This is a genomic window from Neobacillus muris, from assembly GCF_943193175.1.
Lineage (GTDB): Bacteria > Bacillota > Bacilli > Bacillales > Cytobacillaceae > Neobacillus > Neobacillus muris.
Window position 1 is genome coordinate 1 of sequence record NZ_CALPDF010000060.1, and the last position, 21,737, is coordinate 21,737.

The 21,737-nt window shown below is 39.9% G+C and carries 25 protein-coding genes and 1 riboswitch; of the genes, 21 read left to right on the plus strand and 4 right to left on the minus strand.

From position 1 onward, the window contains the following. From NFS43_RS22855 to NFS43_RS22880, 6 genes are all read left to right on the plus strand, one after another. On the plus strand, window positions 1–523 hold a 523-nt coding region (locus NFS43_RS22855), incomplete at its 5' end, for a winged helix-turn-helix domain-containing protein (RefSeq protein WP_251555234.1). After that, the gene (locus NFS43_RS22860; protein WP_251555235.1) at window positions 520–2,298 is read left to right on the plus strand and encodes an ATP-binding protein; all 1,779 of its coding nucleotides are present in this window, start codon (window positions 520–522) and stop codon (window positions 2,296–2,298) included. The genes NFS43_RS22855 and NFS43_RS22860, both read left to right, overlap by 4 nt. Window positions 2,299–2,527: 229 nt before the next feature. Continuing rightward, on the plus strand, window positions 2,528–3,079 hold the full coding sequence (gene sigX, locus NFS43_RS22865) for an RNA polymerase sigma factor SigX (protein WP_251555236.1): 552 nt from the start codon (window positions 2,528–2,530) through the stop codon (window positions 3,077–3,079). Beyond that, window positions 3,054–4,220, plus strand: coding sequence for a hypothetical protein (locus NFS43_RS22870; RefSeq protein ID WP_251555237.1), 1,167 nt, complete (start codon window positions 3,054–3,056; stop codon window positions 4,218–4,220). Before sigX ends, NFS43_RS22870 begins: the two co-directional genes overlap by 26 nt. Before the next feature lie 172 nt (window positions 4,221–4,392). Then, window positions 4,393–5,151 (plus strand): peptidoglycan DD-metalloendopeptidase family protein, encoded by a 759-nt coding sequence (locus tag NFS43_RS22875; protein ID WP_251555238.1) that lies wholly within the window; start codon window positions 4,393–4,395, stop codon window positions 5,149–5,151. A gap of 107 nt (window positions 5,152–5,258) precedes the next feature. After that, a riboswitch (FMN riboswitch) is annotated at window positions 5,259–5,391 on the plus strand. A gap of 151 nt (window positions 5,392–5,542) precedes the next feature. Then, complete coding sequence (locus tag NFS43_RS22880) at window positions 5,543–6,109, plus strand: ECF transporter S component (RefSeq protein ID WP_251555239.1); 567 nt, start codon at window positions 5,543–5,545, stop codon at window positions 6,107–6,109. A 126-nt stretch (window positions 6,110–6,235) separates the two neighbouring features. On the opposite strand, the gene NFS43_RS22885 is transcribed toward NFS43_RS22880, so the two are convergent. After that, the gene (locus NFS43_RS22885; protein ID WP_042355233.1) at window positions 6,236–6,484 is read right to left on the minus strand and encodes a ferredoxin; all 249 of its coding nucleotides are present in this window, start codon (window positions 6,482–6,484) and stop codon (window positions 6,236–6,238) included. Window positions 6,485–6,722: 238 nt separating this feature from the next. Between NFS43_RS22885 and NFS43_RS22890 the strand changes: the two genes are divergently transcribed. The 5 genes from NFS43_RS22890 to NFS43_RS22910 all read left to right on the plus strand — a co-directional run bounded on the left by NFS43_RS22890 (window position 6,723) and on the right by NFS43_RS22910 (window position 11,120). Then, entirely contained in the window at window positions 6,723–7,760 is a 1,038-nt protein-coding gene (locus NFS43_RS22890; protein ID WP_251555240.1) for a YpbB family protein, read from the plus strand. Further along, window positions 7,760–9,262 carry a RecQ family ATP-dependent DNA helicase gene (locus NFS43_RS22895; protein ID WP_251555241.1) on the plus strand — a complete coding sequence of 501 codons (1,503 nt, stop codon included), beginning with the start codon at window positions 7,760–7,762 and terminating at the stop codon, window positions 9,260–9,262. The genes NFS43_RS22890 and NFS43_RS22895 overlap by 1 nt, the downstream gene beginning before the upstream one ends. After that, the gene (locus tag NFS43_RS22900; RefSeq protein WP_251555242.1) at window positions 9,259–9,846 is read left to right on the plus strand and encodes a CPBP family intramembrane glutamic endopeptidase; all 588 of its coding nucleotides are present in this window, start codon (window positions 9,259–9,261) and stop codon (window positions 9,844–9,846) included. Before NFS43_RS22895 ends, NFS43_RS22900 begins: the two co-directional genes overlap by 4 nt. A gap of 11 nt (window positions 9,847–9,857) precedes the next feature. Further along, window positions 9,858–10,574 carry a LysM peptidoglycan-binding domain-containing protein gene (locus NFS43_RS22905; RefSeq protein WP_251555243.1) on the plus strand — a complete coding sequence of 239 codons (717 nt, stop codon included), beginning with the start codon at window positions 9,858–9,860 and terminating at the stop codon, window positions 10,572–10,574. Between the two features lie 90 nt (window positions 10,575–10,664). After that, a complete protein-coding gene (locus tag NFS43_RS22910) occupies window positions 10,665–11,120 on the plus strand; it encodes a DUF2663 family protein (RefSeq protein WP_251555244.1) in 456 nt (151 codons plus the stop codon). Window positions 11,121–11,150: 30 nt separating this feature from the next. Here NFS43_RS22910 and NFS43_RS22915 read toward each other — a convergent pair whose 3' ends face one another. From NFS43_RS22915 to NFS43_RS22925, 3 genes are read right to left on the minus strand one after another with little or no spacing between them, the layout of a single operon-like run. Then, entirely contained in the window at window positions 11,151–11,720 is a 570-nt protein-coding gene (locus NFS43_RS22915) for a manganese catalase family protein (protein ID WP_251555245.1), read from the minus strand. Between the two features lie 23 nt (window positions 11,721–11,743). Then, a complete protein-coding gene (locus NFS43_RS22920) occupies window positions 11,744–12,004 on the minus strand; it encodes a spore coat protein CotJB (protein WP_251555247.1) in 261 nt (86 codons plus the stop codon). Further along, window positions 12,001–12,234: a spore coat associated protein CotJA gene (locus NFS43_RS22925; protein WP_251555249.1), complete on the minus strand. Its 234-nt coding sequence runs from the start codon at window positions 12,232–12,234 to the stop codon at window positions 12,001–12,003. Before NFS43_RS22925 ends, NFS43_RS22920 begins: the two co-directional genes overlap by 4 nt. A gap of 147 nt (window positions 12,235–12,381) precedes the next feature. Between NFS43_RS22925 and NFS43_RS22930 the strand changes: the two genes are divergently transcribed. The 10 genes from NFS43_RS22930 (at window position 12,382) to NFS43_RS22975 (ending at window position 21,599) form a co-directional block, all read left to right on the plus strand. Beyond that, window positions 12,382–13,014 carry a CBS domain-containing protein gene (locus NFS43_RS22930; RefSeq protein WP_251555251.1) on the plus strand — a complete coding sequence of 211 codons (633 nt, stop codon included), beginning with the start codon at window positions 12,382–12,384 and terminating at the stop codon, window positions 13,012–13,014. 126 nt (window positions 13,015–13,140) lie between these two features. Further along, a complete protein-coding gene (locus NFS43_RS22935) occupies window positions 13,141–13,920 on the plus strand; it encodes a metallophosphoesterase (RefSeq protein ID WP_251555253.1) in 780 nt (259 codons plus the stop codon). Window positions 13,921–13,989: 69 nt separating this feature from the next. Continuing rightward, window positions 13,990–14,571, plus strand: a complete 582-nt coding sequence (locus NFS43_RS22940; RefSeq protein WP_251555255.1) for an adaptor protein MecA — start codon at window positions 13,990–13,992, stop codon at window positions 14,569–14,571. A 227-nt stretch (window positions 14,572–14,798) separates the two neighbouring features. Further along, complete coding sequence (locus NFS43_RS22945) at window positions 14,799–16,076, plus strand: Glu/Leu/Phe/Val family dehydrogenase (RefSeq protein ID WP_251555257.1); 1,278 nt, start codon at window positions 14,799–14,801, stop codon at window positions 16,074–16,076. Between the two features lie 250 nt (window positions 16,077–16,326). Then, window positions 16,327–17,298 carry a YpdA family putative bacillithiol disulfide reductase gene (locus tag NFS43_RS22950; protein ID WP_251555259.1) on the plus strand — a complete coding sequence of 324 codons (972 nt, stop codon included), beginning with the start codon at window positions 16,327–16,329 and terminating at the stop codon, window positions 17,296–17,298. Window positions 17,299–17,304: 6 nt separating this feature from the next. After that, complete coding sequence (locus tag NFS43_RS22955; protein ID WP_251555260.1) at window positions 17,305–18,261, plus strand: asparaginase; 957 nt, start codon at window positions 17,305–17,307, stop codon at window positions 18,259–18,261. 142 nt (window positions 18,262–18,403) lie between these two features. After that, window positions 18,404–19,093 carry a glutamic-type intramembrane protease PrsW gene (gene prsW, locus NFS43_RS22960; RefSeq protein ID WP_251555261.1) on the plus strand — a complete coding sequence of 230 codons (690 nt, stop codon included), beginning with the start codon at window positions 18,404–18,406 and terminating at the stop codon, window positions 19,091–19,093. 90 nt (window positions 19,094–19,183) lie between these two features. Next, on the plus strand, window positions 19,184–19,945 hold the full coding sequence (gene sleB / locus NFS43_RS22965; protein ID WP_251555262.1) for a spore cortex-lytic enzyme: 762 nt from the start codon (window positions 19,184–19,186) through the stop codon (window positions 19,943–19,945). Window positions 19,946–19,957: 12 nt separating this feature from the next. Further along, window positions 19,958–21,310 carry a germination protein YpeB gene (gene ypeB, locus NFS43_RS22970; protein ID WP_251555264.1) on the plus strand — a complete coding sequence of 451 codons (1,353 nt, stop codon included), beginning with the start codon at window positions 19,958–19,960 and terminating at the stop codon, window positions 21,308–21,310. 106 nt (window positions 21,311–21,416) lie between these two features. Then, window positions 21,417–21,599 (plus strand): YpfB family protein, encoded by a 183-nt coding sequence (locus tag NFS43_RS22975; protein ID WP_251555266.1) that lies wholly within the window; start codon window positions 21,417–21,419, stop codon window positions 21,597–21,599. Window positions 21,600–21,737: the final 138 nt, after the last annotated feature.

The window sequence follows — 21,737 nt, forward strand, 5'->3', positions numbered from 1 at the left end:
GGTTTGCCGTGAACTTAGAGAGAGAAAAGCTACTCCGGTCATTATGTTAACGGCAAAAGGAGAGGAAGTCAATCGCGACCAAGGCTTTGAAGTGGGAACGGACGACTATATTGTGAAACCATTCAGTCCGCGGGAAGTGGTCTTACGGGTCAAAGCCATTCTGCGTCGAGCTTCCCAAACCAGTTATCTTCAGACGGAAACTACGACCAAAGATGTTATTGTATTCCCACACTTAACCATTGATAATGATGCACACAGAGTAACAGCGGACGGAAAAGAAGTCAGCTTGACACCGAAAGAATATGAGCTGCTCTATTTTTTATCGAAAGCACCTGATAAAGTATTTGATCGCGAACAGTTGTTGAAAGAAGTTTGGCATTATGAATTTTTTGGAGATTTGCGTACGGTCGATACCCATGTTAAACGTCTTCGCGAAAAATTGAATAAAGTTTCAGAGCAGGCTGCAAGAATGATTGTGACAGTTTGGGGAGTGGGTTATAAATTTGAGGTAATTAATGAATGACCTTCCTTCGAAGTGTAGTAGGTAAGCTCTGGTTTACCATTATTTTTTTAGTGGCGTTCGTACTGTTTATTTTAACAGTCATGCTCCTAGAATACTTCCAGAACTTAAGCATAACTGAAACCAAGAATGATTTAACCAATACAGCTCAGAAAATAGCCCATATCATAGAAGAGCACCCAAATGACGAATTTCAATTGGGGCTTGATGTATCATGGGAAATGATAGATGATTTCACTAAAGTCATGATTATAAAGAATGACCAAGAAATTTATTACTCTCCCAACATCGAAAAAGAAAACAAATTGATGCTATCTGATATAAAAAAAGATCAGGAATTATCAAAAGTATTTCAAGGCAAGCAATCTGTTGAGAAAATAACCAATATCTCCCTAAATGACAAAGGAAATTCGGAGTCAAATTACTCCATTATTGGGGTGCCGCTGCATTTTGCAGATCAGGAGAATGGTGCCGTCTTTATTTACCAGTCATTAGAAATTATGCAGGAAACGTCCCGTTCCGCCACAAAGTTTATATTGTTGGTTGCGGGAGTGGCTATTATTCTTACCACAATCTTTGCCTTCTTTTTATCAACCAGAATTACAGCGCCGCTAAGAAAAATGAGAGAAGCCGCATTTGAAGTGGCAAGAGGGAAATTTGATACGAAGGTTCCCATCCTGACGCATGATGAAATTGGAGAATTGGCTACGGCATTTAATCAAATGGGCAGACAGTTAAAGTTTAATATGAATGCCCTTAATCAAGAAAAAGAACAACTGGCAAGCATCTTAAGCAGTATGGCTGACGGAGTCATCACCTTTAATCGTGATGGAACCATTTTGATCACCAATCCGCCGGCAGACCGTTTTCTTCAATATTGGTATTATGAAACAGGTGATAACCAATCTTCTGAAGCGATTCCCTCCCAAGTGATGGAGCTTTTTCAAAAGGCCGTTGATACTGAGTGTGAGCAGATGGGAGAGCTTTCTCTTCAAGGGCACCATTGGGTAATCCTCGTCAGCCCTTTGTACAGTAACCAGTTTATCCGAGGTGCCGTGGCTGTATTGCGTGATATGACAGAAGAAAGACAGCTGGAAAAAATGAGAAAAGACTTCATTGCCAATGTGTCACACGAGCTAAGAACTCCTATTTCCATGTTACAAGGATACAGTGAAGCTATTGTTGACGATATCGCTGAAACACAGGAAGAGAAACGTGAAATGGCTAAGGTCATTTATGATGAATCACTTAGAATGGGCAGACTGGTTAATGAACTGTTAGATTTGGCCAGGATGGAGGCAGGACACATCCAGCTCACGATCGATGAAGTGAATCTATCAGGCTTTATTCAGCGAATTATTCATAAGTTTCAAGGCATGGCGAAGGAAAATGGGATTCAATTATTTGCAGAAATCGAAGAGGGCCTGCCGTCCATCTACATTGATCCTGACCGAATTGAGCAGGTACTGACCAACCTGATTGATAATGCAATGCGGCATACTCCGCAAGGCGGATCAGTGATCATAAAAGCTGCATTTGAAGATAAAGGAATTAGAATTGAAGTGGAGGACTCAGGTTTAGGGATTTCTGAAGAAGATCTTCCTTTTGTATTTGAGCGATTTTATAAAGCGGATAAAGCAAGAACAAGAGGCAAATCAGGAACCGGACTGGGACTTGCCATAGCCAAAAATATTATTGAGTCCCATCGGGGAACCATTTCTGTTCGAAGCAAACTCGGCAAAGGAACGACATTTTCATTCCACCTTCCGCGAAAATAGGAAAATCAAGCAGGAATTTGCCGATTGTTCTTGATTCACAAGAAACATTTTCTTGCAGAATGATCCGATAGGATACGAATGCACTGGGCAGAGGATGACTCATCAATATAGAGTCATCCTCTTTTAACTAAAAAGTACCTTCCTTTTTGCTGGAAAAAAGTCTATATTTAGTAGGTGAAACCTTTTATACATAAATATCGACTAATATTTTGAACGGGGAGGGGAATGGATGGACTCCGTTTTCAATGAACTCTATCAAAAATATCATCATGACGTGTTTCAATTTCTATTTTATATGGTAAGAAACAGAGAACAGGCAGAAGATCTCGTACAAGAAGTCTACATCAGGGTGTTTAAATCCTATGATCGTTTTGAAGGAAAAAGCAGTGAAAAAACTTGGCTTTTTTCCATTGCCAGAAATGTGGCTATCGATTTCTTCCGTAAGCAGAAGGGATGGAAGGAAAGGATTCTCGAGAAGTTTGATTGGTCTGACAATCAGGTAAAGGATGATCATCCAATTCCAGAAGAAATTACTGTACAAAGAGAAGAGGTACAGTGGGTATATAAATGTTTGGAAAACTGTACAGTGGATCAGAGAGCCGTTATCATTTTGAGGTATATACATGACCTATCCATTGCAGAAACAGCTCAAGCTTTAGGGTGGACAGAAAGTAAAGTCAAAACAACACAGCATCGCTCGTTAAAGGTGTTAAAACGGCAGATGGAGACTCTTTTTGAAAAGGAGGGAAAAAATAGTGAAAAAGTCAGAGTGGAGCGATGAAGAACTGATTCAAATACTCAGACAAATGCCGAAAATAGAAGATAATCGCCATCCTCATGACGTTTACCAAAATATTCCCCGATGGAAGAGGAAATCTGTCCAATGGATGTTTCCGGGAATTGCGGCACTAGCGGCATTGCTGCTTTTCTTTATACTGGTGCCTAAATTTATGGATGGAAACCAGCAATCCGTGGATAAAGCCGCTAAATCAGAATCGGCACAGTCCAGAGAGATGGCAGAGGGCAATAATACGATAAAGAAGGAAAAATCACAGGACAGCACACCTGATTCACCGAAAATGGCAGCCGTTCAATCAAATATGGAAAGAACAGCCATATATGATGATGAAATTGGCAATGGCCAAGTATTAACATTCTGGATTCCAGATGAACAGGTTAGCTTCCTTGTTCCGGTCTCAAATATTGTGGCTAAGTCACAAGGAAAAACCTGGATGGACCTCTTTACTGAAAAAGCGTCCGAACTCAAAGAGCCTGAATGGGGCTTAACTGATTATTATCCGCTCAATGCTTCTATGAATCTAGATCAACAAAATAACCGGGTATTAGTGGATGTTCCGATCGGCCATCAATATGGCCAAGGATCGGCTAATGAACTTGGATTTATGGAAATATTAAAAAAGGATGTTGCTTCAAATAGTACGATTAAGCAAATTAAACTTTCAACAGCTGGAAACGATGGAATAGAGTTTGGAAATACAGGAATGACAAGTGAACTAATGGTCAGCAATGACAAGAACCGGGCCTTTTTCTTTTATTATCCGCAAGGCAGTGAAAAGCCTTTTATAGTGCCATTTAATAAACCGTTTAATGATGTTCAATCGGCACTTGGGGCCATGAAGGGGGATGCACCAATTTCTGGACTGCAAAAATCAATTTTGCCTTCATTTGAAATTGAAAACGTGGGGAACGAAGGGAATACCTTACAATTATCGCTTAAAAGCAATGACCAGCTCGAGGATAATCAGCAAACATTGCTTTGCCTTGAGGCAATATTGTTGACAGCAAAGGATTTTGGATTTGAAAAGGTTGCTGTTTCTAATTCTCCCATCACTCAAATCGGACCGTTTGATTTAACAAAAGAAATTCAGGTGCCGTTAGCTCCTAATAAGCGTGACTTTTAGCCTATTTTAAATCAGCCTTAATGGTTGATTTATTTTTTTTTGAATAAAACTGCAAAAGACTCCAAATTATAACAAGTATGTTAGGCCATACCTCTCTATGCTGAAAGGTCTAAATTGATACGAAGCAACATATGGTAGGAGAGGACAAGTTCTAAGGAGGAAACGTTTACCAATGCGTGATTATGTCAGACGGTTTTTAATTGCCATCCTTATGGCGGTTTGTGTAAGTTTGTTATTTTTGGGGGGGAGGCATTCGCAAGCGGCAAACTTGGGTGAAATAAAAGGGGTAAAGGATCACTGGATTTGGCCGGCGGATGGGGTTATTTCAGATATTTATGGCACAAGGCAGGGAAAACATAAAGGCATCGATATTGCAGGACCTTTAAATACCCCCATTCTGGCAGTGGATGACGGTGTGGTGGAAAAATCGTATTATTCCGATACATATGGAAATGTAATTTTTATAAAGCATCCCAATCAATTTGTAACCGTATATGCCCATTTGAATAAGCGAAGTGCCGCACAAGGACAGAGGGTCCGACAGGGGGAAGCAATAGGTTATATGGGACAAACTGGACAAGCTACGGGGGTGCATCTTCATTTTGAATCGCATCAATTAGAGTGGAGATACGATAAAAAATTTGCGATCAATCCCGAATTGGTATTTGGAAAAGCAGAAGTTGGCGAGGCTGTCCAGGGCGGCAAGACCAGTGAAGAGGATGTAGTAGAGGTAAGTTCACACCTTCAAGAACAAATGGAAAAGGAGACCCCGCAAAGCTCTCCCCCTGCTGCACAGGAATATGTTGTGAAACCAGGCGATACGCTGTTTTCCATCTCCAGAAAAAATCGTATTTCAATCATTCAAATTAAAAGTATCAATCATCTGTCCAGTGATGTGATAAAACCGGACCAGATTTTAATTTTACAATAGAAGAGTTTTTGAGCAATAGGGGCTCTAAAGAGTTTCGTTGAAAAAGTGAATCAGGATACTTAACAAACTGATTATTTTCCAGTATAATAAAATAGAAAATTAATATGATCTATCTTCGGGGCAGGGTGAAATTCCCGATCGGCGGTATTAGAGCAGGTCTCTAGAGCCCGCGAGCCTTTATAGGCAGGATTTGGTGCGATTCCAAAGCCGACAGTATAGTCTGGATGGGAGAAGATGGAGGTTCTGCATACGTTCAAAAAAATACTTGTTGAACGTTTATTAAGCGTGCCTTATTGACTCCCTCAATCTTAAATTGAGGGAGTTTTAATTTAGGCCGACTCGTGCTGAACCTCTCTTCCTAACATGATGGATCGAAAAGGAGAGAGGAAAAATGAAGAACAATAAGGTAAAGGCAATGGTTGCAATTGGAATGCTGAGCAGTATATCGTATCTATTAATGCTGTTAAACTTTCCGCTTCCAATGTTTCCAAATTTCTTATTAATTGATTTCAGCGATATTCCTGCGTTGATTGCCGCTCTTATGTTTGGGCCGGCTGCCGGAGTATTAGTCGAGCTTTTCAAAAATATTTTAGATTATATTGCAACCGGGAGCCAGACAGGGATTCCAGTAGGCCATCTTGCTAACTTCGCAGCAGGAATTTTGTTTATTCTGCCAACTTATTTTGTATACAGCAAGTTAAAAAATAAAAAAGGGATGACATTTGGTCTTGTCGCGGGAACAATTACAATGGCCGTTATGATGAGTGTTCTCAATTATCTTGTAATATTGCCAGCTTATACGGCTTTACTGCACTATCCTGATTATAGGAATCTTGTTGTATCATTTGTCCTGCCATTTAACCTTATTAAAGGAATTGTGATGTCTTTCATTTTTATGCTATTATTTGTCCGGATGCAATCATGGATTCAAAAGCATAAAACAATAAAAAATGCTTAGTCAAACCAAATCATCAAGCAGCCATTCAGGCTGCTTTTCTTGTGGATTGAAAACCTTTCTGCCAATATAAATGAAAACCCCGCTTACTAAGCGGGGCTATAGCTTAAAATATCCTATATGAAAATCTTACTCGAATTTAGTTGGATTGCCGTCAAATGGTTCGTCAGCTACCTTGATAGAATCGGTTGGGCAGCCTTCGAATGCATCCATCATGTCATCAATTAAAACATCAGGAATTTCCACGATTCCTTCATTGTCATCAAGGGTAACGAACGCAATACCTTCATCATCATAATCATAAATATCTGGTGCAGCTGCACCGCAAGCACCACATGCGATACATGTTTCCTTGTCAACAATCGTATACTTTGCCATGAAAAAAACCTCCCAGTTATATAAAAAAATAGAATTAGCACTATTCCCCATAAATTGTATGGAAAACGCATTACTCATTTCTATTGTAAAGGTGTAACGGTAACTTTTCAATAGAAAAGTGCTAGTCTCCCAAAGGGTTTGTTTAATTGGGCAACTTCTCCATTTTCAAGCTACAACTCTTGTTGTTTCATGTTAAAATAGAAAGGAAAATGTCGAAGCAATCAGAAGTGGTGAGAGCATGCAACAGATCGAAACCATTATTTTATACTGCCTAAAGCAGCTGAATGGAGAAAGGACCGTTTTTTCCATTTTTCATCTGCTGAATGGAAAAAAATCCTCTCAAACTATTCAGGATGCACATTTATTCGATTTGAAAAGATTCTTTGGCACCTTTGAACAGATGACCAGAGAAACCTTTGAAACAATGATTCAATGGCTTGAAGATCAGCAAAAAATTTACAGCATTGGCCAGCAGCGATATCGTATAACCAAAGAAGGAGAACGGCAGCTAGAAGTCCAGAAAGTCCCTGAGTACATCAATGGATGGGACTTTCAGCCATATACAACCCTATTTTGGGAACGGCTGTCTCTATTGATCCAAGTCGCCTCCAATCTTGTCTATCAGGAGTCAACCTATATCCCCATCCAAAAAAATAAACAGATACATGATTGGGTTAAAGCAGTTCTAAGCGGATTAAACATACCAAAAAGGGAAATCGGCGGTGCAGTATTGGCAGAGCTGCAAGCCTGTTTTGATGATTGTCATGGAGTGAATCCTTCCATCCTGGTGTTTCGTTTGTCGGGTTATCGGCAAATTGGGCTGACAGCGGAGCAAGCGGCACGGAAATTTAATCTCAATTACTATGATTATCATGCTGAATTTATCAATGCATTGCATTTCTTGATACAAAAAATTGATCGAAATAAACGTAGTCTCCCTATTTTACAGGAATTATTTCGGAATATACAGCCTAGCCGTCCACTAACGTCATCTGCGCAAAGAACATGGGAATTATGGAATCAGGGATCCCTAATAGGCCAAATAGCGGCAAGCAGACAGCTAAAGCTAAGCACGATTGAGGACCATTTCGTAGAGTTTGCGCTGCACTTGCCAGATTTCTCAATCGATTCATATGTTAGCCCTAGTTTACAGAAAGAAATCCTCGATGCATCTAAGGAAATTGAAACAAAGCAGTTAAAACTGATCAAAAATAAAGTGCAAACTGCCAGTTATTTTCAAATTAGATTAGTAATAGCAAAGTATGGTGTTCAATAATGGAATTAGAGAGGCTGTTAGAAATAAAGTTTGGTTATACCTCATTTAAACCTGGCCAGAAGCAAGTGATTTCCTCTGTTCTTTCAGGAAATCACACATTAGCTATGCTTCCTACTGGAACGGGCAAGTCTTTATGTTATCAGCTGCCCGGTCTTGTGTTAGAGGGTCATATCCTCATCATATCGCCGCTTTTATCACTGATGCAGGACCAGGTTGAACAGTTTAAACGGTTTGGTGAAAAGCGGGTAGTCGCGTTAAACTCGTTTCTTTCAGCGGCCGAAAAAAAGGCTGTAATGGACAGATTATCAAATTATAAATATATTTTTATTTCTCCGGAAATGCTTAAAGTTCCTTTTATCATGAAAAGGCTTCAAGAGCTTACTATATCATTATTTGTCGTGGATGAGGCTCATTGCATTTCACAATGGGGCTATGATTTCCGACCGGATTATTCCAAACTGGGTGAGTTACGCGGGAAACTAGGAAACCCGTTAACACTCGCTCTTACGGCTACTGCAACGAAAAAGGTGAGAGATGATATTTTGAACTCCCTTGGCTTAACAAATGTGACCAAAGTGGAATCCTCTATTGACCGTCCAAATATTTCGTTTCAGGTAGAGGGGATACCGGATTACCACGATAAGGAAAAGCGGGTTTTGGAACTTGCAGCCCAGTTGGAAAAGCCGGGAATTATCTATTTTTCCAGCAAAAAAGCGGCTGACCAGATGGCGGAGCTGCTAATTGAAAAAGGGGTTTGCCGAACAAGTGCTTACCACGGGGGCATGGACCAGAACTCCAGAATTTTAATCCAGCAGCAATTTATCCATAATCAACTTGACGTCATTTGCGCAACGAGCGCATTTGGAATGGGGGTAAATAAAGAAAATATCCGGTTTGTTATTCACTTTCATATGCCGATGCAGATGGAATCCTATCTTCAGGAAATTGGCAGGGCGGGCCGTGATGGGCTGCCGAGTGTGGCTATATTATTATTTTCGCCAGGAGATGAGACCCTCCCTATTCAGCTTGCCGAAAGTGAACTTCCTGCAGAACAACAGATTGACTGGCTGTTCAATAAACTTTTGCTTAACAGTGATGCCGAAGCGAGTAAGCTTAAACCGGAGCTAAGGGAACTGGGGGGTTTTTCCGAGCAGCAGTGGAGATTAGTAGAAAGATTTCTAGAACCAATGCCACAAAATAAAATAGAACTTGAAAAATTACATGAAACTATAAAAGCATATATAAGGGAACGATTAACCATAAAGAAAAATAATATTTATCGGATGAAGAAATGGGTGGAATCGAAATATTGCCGCAGACAGGCCGTCCTTGAGTATTTTGATGAGATCCTAGTAGATAAGCCTGAACCATGCTGTGATTTATGCGGACTTGATTTGCAGGATTATCATGTCCGGAGCAGAGCTGTCCAATTGGCGGAAAACGAAGAAACATGGCAGCAATACCTTGCGAATTTATTAATTCATAGTGAGTTGAGGGAATGAATAACAAGTATAAGGAATTGATTAATAGCTTAACTGACCGGGAATTATTATTTCATATGTATTTGACACAATGGATCCTGCTAACGGTTTCGTTTATTCTAGGACTAATTTTATTTGATGATTTTGCCTATTTAAATTATATCCGCCTGGCTGATCCTAAAATTATCACCATTGGCCTGGTCTCTGGAATTGCGGTAGTCCTTCTGGATATTCTGCTCATGAAATGGCTTCCTGCTTCTTATTATGATGATGGAGGCTTAAATGACCGCATTTTTCGAACCAGGGGCTGCTTTCATATTTTTATGATTGCTGCCATCGTATCCTTTAGTGAAGAATTGCTTTTTCGTGGTATCATACAAACCAAGGCAGGCCTGCTTTTAGCTAGTATTATTTTTGCTGTAGTTCACTATCGTTATCTGTTTAACTGGTATTTATTTTTGAATATCGTTTCCCTTAGTCTTTTGATAGGGATCATCTATGAATGGTCTGGTAACCTGGCTGTGACCATCATGATGCACTTTGTGATTGATTTTTTATTAGGAATCTATATAAAATTTAAACATTCTCCAAGAATTGAAAAATAGGAGGAAGCACGATGAATAAAGAAGAACCATACCGGGAACAGGCTGAAAGATTAAAACAGCGCATTCAAAAAATAAATGAAACAATCGATTCAAGTGACCAGCTTCCTCCCAGAGAACAGCTGCATCGGCAAAAGAAAAATAAGATAAAATGGAAAGTGAAATACCCGGTAATCCGATTGCTGGTCCTTTTCTTTATCCTTCTTCCGATTATTATTTTCAGTGTTATTTCCTACCTTGATGGAAAAAACATAACCGGGACTAAAAAAACGTCAGGGGATTCCGTTGGATATGAAACAATTAATCTGGAAAAATCAAAACCTAAAGAAACAAATCAGGCGCCTCGTAAGGAAGAAACAGAATCTATAGAGGATAGCCAAGAAACTGAACAACCTGCAGCAGCTGAACAGGATGATAATCAAATCGGAACAGAAGAAGCGGAAGCTGGAACGCCGGCTCCGGTCCAAAATCAGCCTGTTCAAGCTGATGGAACGAGCAGCGGCCCAACCGATAAGAATGCTCCAGCGCCAAAGGAAACCGCTAATCCTAAACCGGCTGAACCAACTCCAAAGATTGTTTATCACAAAGTTCAGTCTGGGGAGACACTATACCGGATTGCGATGAAATATTTCAATTCCCAAACCGGAATGGAAACAATCCGAAAAGCAAACAATCTTCATAGTGATCAAATTAATGCAGGTCAAGTATTAAAAGTACCATTAAACCAATAACCAATCCATTAGGGTTGGTTTTTTGTTTTAGAATATACATATATAGGCGGACAAGTTCATATGTATATACGGAGAAATGGAGGGATACTGATGGATACTCCAATCCGATTACTGGAACACACGGACGAAGCCACCAAACAAATGCTGGAAAATGTAAGGAAGAGAAAAGAAAAATTTGATATAGCAGAGAAACGGCATTTTTTGTCTATCTATATTACCCTGATTTTGTCGTTCCTTTTCTTTGTATTTTTTTATTTTACGATTGCCAAGTATTTTTCTTATTCTTTTTTTGCCATGTTTTCGGCTTTCTTAAACGATCAGAGGGCTGTACTCCTATTTGGTCTAACCATACTTAGTTATGGTGCAATGAATTTGCTGAAACAGCAAAAAGATAAGAAGGAAAAAGAGTATCAGGAGCTCCGCTGCGAAATTGTCGACCGAAGTAAAGACTTATGGAAAAAAGAAGAGGAATGGAAGAATCGGCATGTTGTTTTTGAAATCATGAAAAAACAATATGATATTAACCTTTATCATGAAAAAAAATAGGAAGCAGTTTGCGCCTGCTTCCTGGGGGAACTAAAAGATTTTCTTTTTTCCCTGTTCTTCTTTCAATATTTCCACTGCTTCACGGAATCGCTGGGAATGGACAATTTCCCGTTCCCTTAAAAAGCGCAATCCGTCATTTAGATCAGGATCATCACTCAGGTTAATAATCCATTGGTAAGTCGCTCGAGCTTTCTCTTCTGCCGCAATGTCTTCATATAGATCAGCAATTGGGTCGCCTTTTGCCTGGATATAGGATGCCGTCCATGGGACACCTGAGGCATCATGGTAATAAAGCGCCTTGTCATGGTTGGCATAATGGTCGCCGAGTCCGGCAGCCTTTAATTGCTCTGGTGTTGCATCCTTTGTCAATTTATAGACCATGGTAGCAATCATCTCAAGGTGGGCGAATTCCTCGGTCCCGATATCGGTAAGAAGGCCAATGACCTTGTCAGGAATGGAGTATCTCTGATTTAAGTATCTAAGTGCAGCTGAAAGCTCCCCATCTGCACCGCCGTATTGTTCAATTAAAAATTTAGCCAGCATCGGATTGCAGGTACTGACTCGAACGGGGTATTGCAGTTTCTTTTCATAAAGCCACATTCCTTCATCCCTCCTTTAAGAAATTAAACCTGCCACGGCCAAGGGGCGTCATCCCAGTTCCATGGGTATGCTGAAAAACTGTTTCCAAATTGCTGCAATGGGCCAAACTGACTTTCAAAGGCCTTCTTCAATTTCTTGCGTTCTTTGGCATAATGGTTAAATTGGTTGATGGCATCAAGGTCATCATTGTGGGTGTTAAGATATAAGGAGAGTTCCACTAGCACAAAATCAACTGCTTGCAGCTGTTCCATTAACTGATAATATTCGGCTGGGACTTGTTTCATTGAGGAAGCCCTCCTTTTCCGCCGGGTTCAAGAGGACCATACCAGGTGTCAAACAATGGCTTCCATAATGTACCTGCTCTTAGCGCCTCCATCGGAGTAAATTGGGGAAGATTAGGTGGTTGGAAACCCATATATAAATTTGGCGGCGTGGAATAGGCTTTTTCTAAAATAGGCTTACAGGGGTCGAAAGGACTTACATACGGGCGGTATGTCTTAAAATTAGTGCTCATTTAATCCCTCCTTCGATTTACATCGGTTAATTATATGAAAAAATTAATGAAATCATGACCTGAAAGTATCTTAAGCAGAGGTTTTTTTCACGAGTTTGTAGAAATATATTTATAGAAGGAAGTATTAACACTCGAGGTGATGGGGAAATGTTTGTAAAAAATATGATGATTCCAAAGCATGAATGCATAACGATACAGTCTGATGCGACGGTAAAGGAAACTTTGGAAATGTTAGAAGCACACCAAATAGATGGGATTCCAGTCTTACAGGGAAATCAATATGTCGGTGTCGCAACCAGATACAATATTTATGAAAAATTCTTTCCTTTAAACAAATCGAAGGAAGAATATGTAAACTCTACTTTAGCAGAAGAAGTCATATCACATAGTGACAAGTTTCTCCTTGGGGCTGAATTATTTGAAAAGACTCTTTTAGATTTGAAAGATTTCCCTTTATTGGCAGTTGTGGATGATAACCGTTCATTTCTAGGTGTTGTCACTCGCTCAGATGTTTTGGGCGCATTTGAAAGTGCTTTTGGAGTCAACCGCCCTGGAATCCGGATTGCCTTTACTTCCGTTGAAACAGAAGGCCGGATTGCCAGGCTTTCTGAAATTGCCCACCATTTCCACGAGCACATTATTTCATTAGTAACATTTGATGATACGGATAAACTTGTTAGAAGAATTGTGATGAAAATTGAGAAGAAAAATAATATAGATAAGTTTGTAAAAAAGCTTGAAGAGCATGGCTTTCGCATATTGAGTATACAAGAGGTATAATCGAAAGAAACGAAATGGGCGAAAGATAAATATCCCTCTCATACATGGCTATGGGAGGGAATTTTTGTTTAAGATTCATATATGTTATCATTTCCGGAAATTTGATTAGATAAAGGGGAAAGTTGGATGATCTATTTTTTTGTTTTCCTTATTGCTGGATGTCTGCTAGTAATTATGCTTCGGGAAGCATTTTTAAATAAAGTGGTTGTCAATCATTTGTTGTTCGCCGAATATCCAGAAAACTTAGGACCAGTCTCGATTTTTTTTATTTCTGATATTCATAGACGCAGTATTTCTGATGAAGTGGTGGATTCTGTAAAACGGAAAGCTGACATCGTGGTCATCGGCGGTGATCTAACTGAGAGAGGAGTGCCATACGAACGCGTCAAAGCAAATTTGGAAAAATTGGCGTCCATTGGCCCTGTATACTTTGTTTGGGGAAATAATGACTCTGAAGTCGACACAGGCAAACTATCAGCCATTTTTGCGGATTTCGGGATAAAAGTATTGGATAATAAGGCAGTTCCTATTAAAGCTGACAGGGAGAATCACATCTTTTTAATGGGGGTTGATGATTTGTATCAAGACCGCGCACGTTTGGATTTGGCGCTTCAAGAAACAGAGGAATCCAGCTTTAAAATATTAGTCAGCCATTATCCAAAAATAATCCACCAAATTTCGCCGGAAAACCATATTCATCTGGTTTTAAGCGGGCATACCCATGGCGGGCAAATCCATTTATTGGGCTATAGCCCATATAAGCGAGGCGGTTTAGAAACGGTTGGAAAGACGGTTTTGCTAGTCAGTAATGGCTATGGAACCACTGGAATTCCTCTAAGGTTAGGAGCTCCTGCTGAGTGCCATCTGCTGGTTATAGGAAAGGAACAAGGCTCCGGGTTGAGGTAGACAATTCACAATAATCCCCCATTAACCATACATTAAACCAAGAGTGATGTCACGGCAGGGGGCAAAAACATGCGCTTAGAACGCTTAGCAGGCAATAAAATAAAAATCTTTCTAACCTCTGATGATTTGTTTGAAAGAGGACTGACCAATGAAGAGGTTTGGAAGGATTCAGGAAAGTGGAACCAATTGTTTCACGATATGGTGGAAGAGGCAAGTGCAGAATTAGATGTGGATATTAGGGGTCCTGTTGCAGTGGAAATTTTCTCCCTTCATGCCCAAGGCATTATTATGATCATTACAGTCAGTGATATAAAAGAAGATGAAGAAATGATTGAAGATGGGTTTATTGAAATGCAGGTAATGGTTGGCGGATATCAGGATCTTTTGTATGAATTTGAAGAATTTGAAGATCTGATCGGCCTTTCCAAAAGACTCTATCCATTAAATATACTTGGCGGAAGTGTTTATGAATTGAATAATATTTATTATCTGTTAATCGACCAGATGGATCCTAATCAAAATGAAGTGGCGGCAGCCCTTCTTTCTGAGTTTGGAAATGCCTCGATAAAAAGTCCTTATATTCTGAAAGAGTATGGAAAAAAAATCATTGAGAATCATGCCGTAGAAACGATTCTCAAGTATTTTAAATAATCAAAACTGATTCAATAAAGGAGGGGACTGCCTCTCCTTTCTGCATGGGGTGATTCTTACTCACAGGAAAAGGCCGGCTATATAAATCCAGATATAAAGCTATTGTCGGCGGTTACATATTACTATCTGGCAAATGTTTTTATTCTTGCATTCAACAAATAAAAGTGTAATACTTGTGACTGATAGCGGATAACATTCCTAAAAGTGATTTCCTGGGAGGTTTACAAATGGCAGCCGAAAACGGTACTGAAAAAACTAATCCAAAGGGTAAGAATGATGTGTTAAAATCTACACAGACTGTTATCCATAGTGCCCTTGAAAAATTAGGTTATCCTGAAGAGGTGTATGAACTATTAAAGGAACCATTGCGCATGCTGACAGTGAAAATTCCTGTGAAAATGGATGATGGTTCCGTTAAAATATTTACTGGATATCGTGCACAGCATAATGACGCAGTTGGGCCCACAAAAGGCGGCATCCGTTTCCATCCAAACGTAACGGAAACAGAAGTGAAAGCTCTTTCCATCTGGATGAGTTTAAAATGTGGAATTGTTGATTTGCCATATGGAGGCGGAAAAGGCGGCATTGTATGTGATCCTCGCGATATGTCCTTTAGAGAGCTTGAACGATTGAGTCGGGGCTATGTAAGAGCGATCAGCCAAATTGTAGGACCGACTAAGGATATTCCTGCACCAGATGTATATACGAATTCACAAATCATGGCTTGGATGATGGATGAGTACAGCAGAATCGATGAATTTAATTCACCTGGATTTATTACTGGCAAACCGCTTGTTCTTGGAGGTTCTCACGGACGCGAATCGGCGACAGCTAAAGGAGTAACGATTTGTATTCGGGAAGCTGCGAAAAAGCGGGGAATATCGCTTGAAGGTGCCCGAGTAGTAATCCAAGGCTTTGGCAATGCCGGAAGCTATCTATCCAAATTTATGCATGACGCAGGTGCGAAAGTAGTCGGCATTTCTGATGCTTATGGGGCGCTTTACAATCCGGATGGCCTTGATATTGATTACCTATTAGACCGCCGTGACAGCTTTGGGACGGTAACCAAACTGTTTAACAATACAATCACAAATAAAGAATTGCTTGAGCTGGAATGTGATATTTTAGTTCCGGCAGCAATCGAAAATCAAATTACCGAAGAAAATGCCCGCAACATTCGTGCAAGCATCGTTGTCGAAGCAGCCAATGGGCCAACTACTTTGGAAGCAACCAAAATCTTGACAGATCGTGGGATTCTTCTGGTTCCTGATGTTCTTGCATCAGCCGGAGGAGTGACCGTTTCTTATTTTGAATGGGTTCAAAACAACCAAGGTTATTATTGGTCTGAAGAAGAAGTGGAAGAAAAGCTTGAGAAAGTAATGGTAAAAGCATTTAATAATATCTATGACGTAGCTCAAATCCGGCGGGTAGATATGAGATTGGCTGCCTATATGGTCGGAGTGAGAAAAATGGCTGAGGCAAGCCGGTTCAGGGGCTGGATTTAGCTAAAAAGAAAGCAAAAATTTTAACTGTGCCTAAGGAACGGCTAATCGGCAGGTTTTCATTTAACATTGAAATATTTCTTAAAAGGAGCTGTCCATTAAGGGGTCTGACTCCACGCCTAGACCAATATATAGAATGGTTTTAAAAAAACCTCTATATACAGTGGGGTGGTGCCTGACCTCTTTGCTTTTGGACAGCCCCTTTTCAATGGAATGTTTCGATGGATGTTTGTTTTTAAGGAGTGAACTGATTATGCAAAAAGAAGATATTATCATCGTGGGCGGTGGTCCGTGCGGTCTTGCGGCTGCCATTGCGATGCAGGAAATTGGAAAGAATCCGTTAATTATCGAAAAAGGAAATATTGTCAATGCCATCTATCATTATCCCACTCACCAAACCTTTTTTAGTACAAGTGAAAAATTAGAAATAGGGGATTTTCCTTTTGTAACGGATGACTATAAGCCAAGAAGAAATCAAGCACTTGTATACTATCGTGAAGTGGCCAAGAGAAAACAGCTGCGGATAAACGCGTTTGAAAAAGTGACGGATGTATCCAAACAAGGGGAGTCCTTTCAGGTTATAACAGATAAAGGAAGCTATCAAGCCCGTTATGTCGTCATTGCAACAGGCTATTATGACCATCCCAATTATATGAATGTGCCAGGAGAAAATCTTCCTAAGGTTTTCCATTATTTTAAAGAAGCACATCCATATTTTGATAAAGATGTTTGTGTGATTGGCGGGAAAAACTCCAGCGTCGATGCTGCCATTGAATTGGTAAAAGCCAACGCCCGAGTGACGGTTCTATATCGGGGAAGCGAATATTCCTCTAGCATCAAGCCGTGGATTCTTCCTGAATTCGAATCATTAGTCCGCAATGAGAAGATTAAGATGGTATTTAACTCTGTTGTGAAAGAAATTTATGAAGGACAAGTCGTCTATCTGAAAAATGGAATAGAAAAGGTGATCAAGAACGATTTTGTTTTTGCGATGACAGGTTATCACCCGGATCACCAATTCTTAAATACGATGGGCGTTGAAATTGACCAAGGAACAGGACGGCCTGCTTATAATCCTGATACGATGGAAACGAATATTGAAGGAATTTATATCGCAGGTGTCATTGCTGCAGGAAATAATGCAAATGAAATATTTATAGAAAATGGACGTTTTCATGGCGGCCAAATTGCCCGCACTATCGTAGAGAAAGAAACAAGAGGGTGATGATTGATGAGAAAGGTTGTTTTATTGACAACAGGGGGAACAATAGCAAGTAAACCAAACAAGGAATCAGGCAAACTGTCATCCGGTGCTTTAACAGGTGAAGAATTAGCTTCTATGTGCCATTTGCCGAAAGATATCGAAGTCATAGTGGAATCCGTTTTCCAAAAAGCCAGCATTCATATCACTTTTGATGATTTGCTTATTTTAAAGAATAAAATTGAGGATTATTATCGAGATCAATCAATATCTGGCGTGGTAGTTACTCATGGAACCGATACAATGGAGGAAACAGCCTATTTTTTGGACTTGTCTATTCATGATTCCCGGCCGGTAGTAGTAACTGGTTCGCAGCGATCACCTGAGGATTTAGGCAGTGATGTGTTCACCAATTTGCGGCATGCGATTTATTCCGCTTGTTCTCCGGATTTACGGGATGCAGGCGCGGTTGTCGTCTTTAATGAACGGATTTTTGCTGCACGTTATGTGAAAAAGGAGCATGCATCCAATATCCAAGGGTTTAATGCTTTTGGTTTTGGCTATTTGGGAATCATTGACAATGATGAGGTCCAGATCTTCCAAAAACCAATTAAACGAGAACATTACCAGATTAGTTCCCCTATTCCTCAAGTGGATATCATTAAGTGCTATATTGGAGCAGACGGAAAATTTATTAAAGCAGCCCGCGAGTCAGGTGTCAGCGGCATCGTTCTTGAAGGCGTCGGAAGGGGCCAAGTAGCCCCCTCGATGATGCAAGAAATCGAGCAGGCGATTAAAGAGGGGATAAAAATCGTCATTACCACCAGTGCAGAAGAAGGGGCGGTTTATACCACCTATGATTATCAAGGCAGTGCCTATGATTTATATAAAAAAGGAGCCATTCTGGGCAGTGACTATGATTCAAAAAAGGCAAGGATTAAATTGGCTGTTGCATTAGCCAGCGGTGTGAGCACTATTTTCTTTTAATGGTGATAAACAGTACCTATTTCTTAGTCTGTACTCACCTGACGTTTCCAAATAAAAACTAACGGTTCAGTATCAATCTAATGTTTTCTTTCTGTGCCTTCCCATGTTAGACTTAAGTAAAAGATGTATAAAGGAGTTTATCATGCTGGGAATATTATCAGCCGGAATTGCCCCGGGATTTGCCCTGCTTAGTTACTTTTACTTAAAAGATGAATATGAATCAGAGCCAATTTCGTTTGTGCTGCGGACTTTTCTATATGGTGCGCTTTTAGTATTTCCAATCATGTTTATCCAGCACGTACTCGAAACTGAACACTTAGTTAAAACGGACTTTATTGACGCGTTCTTGACTAGCAGTTTGCTTGAAGAATTCTTTAAGTGGTTTATCTTATTCTACATTGTCTACCAGCATGTTGAGTTTGATGAACCATTTGATGGAATTGTTTACGGATCCGCTGTATCACTTGGATTTGCAACGGTTGAGAACGTTTTTTATTTAATTGCCAATGGGATTGAACATGCCATGACGCGTGCGTTATTGCCTGTATCAAGCCATGCTCTTTTTGGAGTGATAATGGGTTATTATATTGGTAAAGCAAAATTTACGGATGGAAGCAAAGCAAAGTGGGTTATCCTTTCATTGCTGCTTCCGGTCTTGCTGCACGGTATCTATGATTTTATTTTGATATCTCAGAAAAACTGGTTAACCATTATTCTCCCGTTTATGTTTTTTCTGTGGTGGTTTGGCCTCCGCAAGGTGAAAAAAGCAAAGGTCTTAAGTGCAAAACATTTTAAAAAACAATATCCGCTCCATAAAACCCTTCATTTATAATGTTGGGTTTTTTATTTTAATGGAATAAAATTCCCATTAAAACAAAAAATAGGGTTACTGTTAAAAGATTTACAATGGGGGTTATTATTCATGAAGAAGAAATTGCTTACAAAGTATCTCATCTTAACTCTTCTTTGTATCATACCTTTATCATTGCTGAGGGCCAATGCTGCTCAAGCATTTACAGCTCAAGTGATTCAGCAGGGGGCAGTTGGCGATGATGTGATTGAACTGCAAGCTCGGCTAAATTATATTGGTTTTTATCATGGGAAAATTGATGGGGTCTTTGGCTGGGGGACCTATTGGGCATTACGGAATTTCCAATATGAATTTGGTCTGCCGATTGATGGAATTGCAGGACCGGCAACAAAGGCAAAACTTGTTAAGTCGACAAAATACGATTATAAAAATCCTCCAACTGCCGCTGGAGGGAATACAGCTAAAACCACCGGAACAAATGCAGCGAAACCAACTGCATCTAATACTCCAAAAGGATTTTCGCAAAATGATATTCGGTTGATGGCTAATGCAGTTCATGGAGAGTCAAGAGGGGAGCCATATATCGGACAAGTGGCAGTTGCTGCGGTTATTCTAAACCGAGTAAATAGTTCTTCCTTCCCCAACACAGTTTCGGGAGTCATATTTGAACCTGGTGCCTTCACCGCAGTAGCTGATGGGCAGATTTGGCTGACGCCTAATGAGACTGCCAAAAAAGCAGTCATGGATGCCATTAATGGCTGGGATCCCACAGGAGAAGCACTGTACTATTTTAATCCAGATACAGCAACAAGTGCATGGATTTGGGGACGGCCGCAAATTAAACGGATTGGAAAACATATCTTCTGCAAATAGGGGTGAAAATGCATGATTAGAGGAATATTGATAGGAATTCTGGCTTTGGGGGTTGCCGGAACAGCCTATTGGGGTTACCAGGAGCATCAAGAAAAAAATGCTGTACTTTTAAATGCCGAGAATAATTATCAGCGGGCATTCCACAATTTGGCCTATCGGGTCGATTTGCTGCACGACAAAATTGGCACCACCCTTGCCATGAACTCAAAGACTTCCCTATCTCCATCCTTAATTGAAGTATGGAGACTGACTTCTCAAGCGCACAGTGATGTGGGACAGCTTCCCTTGACCTTGCTGCCGTTTAATAAAACTGAAGAATTCTTAGCAAACATAGGAAATTTCAGTTATCAAACCGCAGTAAGAGACTTAGAGAAAGAGCCGTTATCGGATGAGGAGTATGAAACATTGAAGACTCTTTATAAACAATCTGGCGATATCCAAGGTGAGCTGCGTAAAGTACAGTCAATGGTGTTGAAAAATAATCTGCGCTGGATGGATGTGGAACTGGCTCTGGCATCAGGTAAAGAGCAGACGGACAATACGATCATTGATGGATTTAAAACGGTTGAAAAAACAGTAACCGGTTATGAAGAATCTGATCAGGGAGCGACTTTTTCCAATTTGCAAATAAAGGACGAAAATTATAAGAATATCAAAGGCAAGACGATCTCCCGAAATGAAGCAATTAAAATTGCCAGAAAATATATGAAATTTGATGGGAATGCCGATGTGAAAGTTACGGAAAATGGCAAAGGCTCTGATTTCGGATTTTATAGTGTAGCGGTCCAAAATAAAAAAACTGGTCAGGAAGCCAATATGGATATCACAAAAAAAGCCGGGCACCCTCTATTTTTTATCAATAACCGTGATATTAAAAAACAAGTGGTTAGTTTGAATGAAGCCAGTAATAAGGCAAAGGCCTTCTTAACTGATACCGGCTTTAAAAATATGGAGTTATTTGAAAGCTCCCAATATGATAATATTGGCGTTTTCAATTTTGTTACGAATGATAACGGTGTAAGGATATACCCAGAATCGATAAAAGTACAGGTTGCCTTGGACAATGGGGATATCATTGGGATGTCCGCTGAAGAGTATTTCAAGACATTCCAAACAACAAGGAATATTGAAAAACCGTCCATTTCCCTTGAAGCAGCGAAAAGCAAGATTAACCCAAACTTAAAAGTAATGGAGGACCGTCAGGCAATTATTGTCAATGATTTAAATAAAGAAGTACTGTGTTATGAGTTTCTTGGAACCATTGGAAATGATACGTATCGCATCTTTATTAATGCCAAGGACGGTGCTGAAGAAGAAGTGGAAAAAATGAAAAATCCGGAAGAGACTTATGATGGGGTTTTGTAGGAAAAGCTTGTGCTTTTCCTATTTTTTTGTTTAAAGGTTTTTTGCTTCGAATAAATGGCCCATAGGATACCGATAATGGGAATATCAATAGGATAAGGTGGTCACCGTGAAACGAATAGAACAATTCTTAATCAAAGTGATTATTATACAATTTATTTTTTTATTGCTATCACAACTTCTTGTCCATCAACTTGATGTTATGCCCCAGCTGCATCAGCTGACAAAATATGAAGGTGTAAATGAAAGTAAGATAACAGAGATTCTCCAAACCTTTCAAGGGAAAAAATAAAGCAGGCAGCTGCTTTTCAGGCTGTCGAAAAACCTTCGACAGCTTTTATTTTATCTTTATACTTTATTAATTCACCGCGTTAATATGATATAATATTATTAATAGTTGTCTATGCGAATTGTCGGTTGATTTGCGCTC

Bases quoted from the DNA above. Each gene is read 5' to 3' on its own strand.
- NFS43_RS22920 (WP_251555247.1), bottom strand. From the start codon at position 12,004: ATGAAACAAGTCCCAGCCGAATATTATCAGTTAATGGAACAGCTGCAA.
- NFS43_RS22940 (WP_251555255.1), top strand. From the start codon at position 13,990: ATGCGCTTAGAACGCTTAGCAGGCAATAAAATAAAAATCTTTCTAACC.
- NFS43_RS22935 (WP_251555253.1), top strand. From the start codon at position 13,141: ATGATCTATTTTTTTGTTTTCCTTATTGCTGGATGTCTGCTAGTAATT.
- NFS43_RS22905 (WP_251555243.1), top strand. From the start codon at position 9,858: ATGAATAAAGAAGAACCATACCGGGAACAGGCTGAAAGATTAAAACAG.
- NFS43_RS22930 (WP_251555251.1), top strand. From the start codon at position 12,382: ATGTTTGTAAAAAATATGATGATTCCAAAGCATGAATGCATAACGATA.
- ypeB (WP_251555264.1), top strand. From the start codon at position 19,958: ATGATTAGAGGAATATTGATAGGAATTCTGGCTTTGGGGGTTGCCGGA.
- NFS43_RS22910 (WP_251555244.1), top strand. From the start codon at position 10,665: ATGGATACTCCAATCCGATTACTGGAACACACGGACGAAGCCACCAAA.
- NFS43_RS22945 (WP_251555257.1), top strand. From the start codon at position 14,799: ATGGCAGCCGAAAACGGTACTGAAAAAACTAATCCAAAGGGTAAGAAT.
- NFS43_RS22875 (WP_251555238.1), top strand. From the start codon at position 4,393: ATGCGTGATTATGTCAGACGGTTTTTAATTGCCATCCTTATGGCGGTT.
- NFS43_RS22925 (WP_251555249.1), bottom strand. From the start codon at position 12,234: ATGAGCACTAATTTTAAGACATACCGCCCGTATGTAAGTCCTTTCGAC.
- NFS43_RS22955 (WP_251555260.1), top strand. From the start codon at position 17,305: ATGAGAAAGGTTGTTTTATTGACAACAGGGGGAACAATAGCAAGTAAA.
- sigX (WP_251555236.1), top strand. From the start codon at position 2,528: ATGGACTCCGTTTTCAATGAACTCTATCAAAAATATCATCATGACGTG.
- NFS43_RS22950 (WP_251555259.1), top strand. From the start codon at position 16,327: ATGCAAAAAGAAGATATTATCATCGTGGGCGGTGGTCCGTGCGGTCTT.
- NFS43_RS22885 (WP_042355233.1), bottom strand. From the start codon at position 6,484: ATGGCAAAGTATACGATTGTTGACAAGGAAACATGTATCGCATGTGGT.
- NFS43_RS22895 (WP_251555241.1), top strand. From the start codon at position 7,760: ATGGAATTAGAGAGGCTGTTAGAAATAAAGTTTGGTTATACCTCATTT.
- NFS43_RS22900 (WP_251555242.1), top strand. From the start codon at position 9,259: ATGAATAACAAGTATAAGGAATTGATTAATAGCTTAACTGACCGGGAA.
- NFS43_RS22890 (WP_251555240.1), top strand. From the start codon at position 6,723: ATGCAACAGATCGAAACCATTATTTTATACTGCCTAAAGCAGCTGAAT.
- NFS43_RS22860 (WP_251555235.1), top strand. From the start codon at position 520: ATGACCTTCCTTCGAAGTGTAGTAGGTAAGCTCTGGTTTACCATTATT.
- NFS43_RS22880 (WP_251555239.1), top strand. From the start codon at position 5,543: ATGAAGAACAATAAGGTAAAGGCAATGGTTGCAATTGGAATGCTGAGC.
- sleB (WP_251555262.1), top strand. From the start codon at position 19,184: ATGAAGAAGAAATTGCTTACAAAGTATCTCATCTTAACTCTTCTTTGT.
- NFS43_RS22915 (WP_251555245.1), bottom strand. From the start codon at position 11,720: ATGTGGCTTTATGAAAAGAAACTGCAATACCCCGTTCGAGTCAGTACC.
- prsW (WP_251555261.1), top strand. From the start codon at position 18,404: ATGCTGGGAATATTATCAGCCGGAATTGCCCCGGGATTTGCCCTGCTT.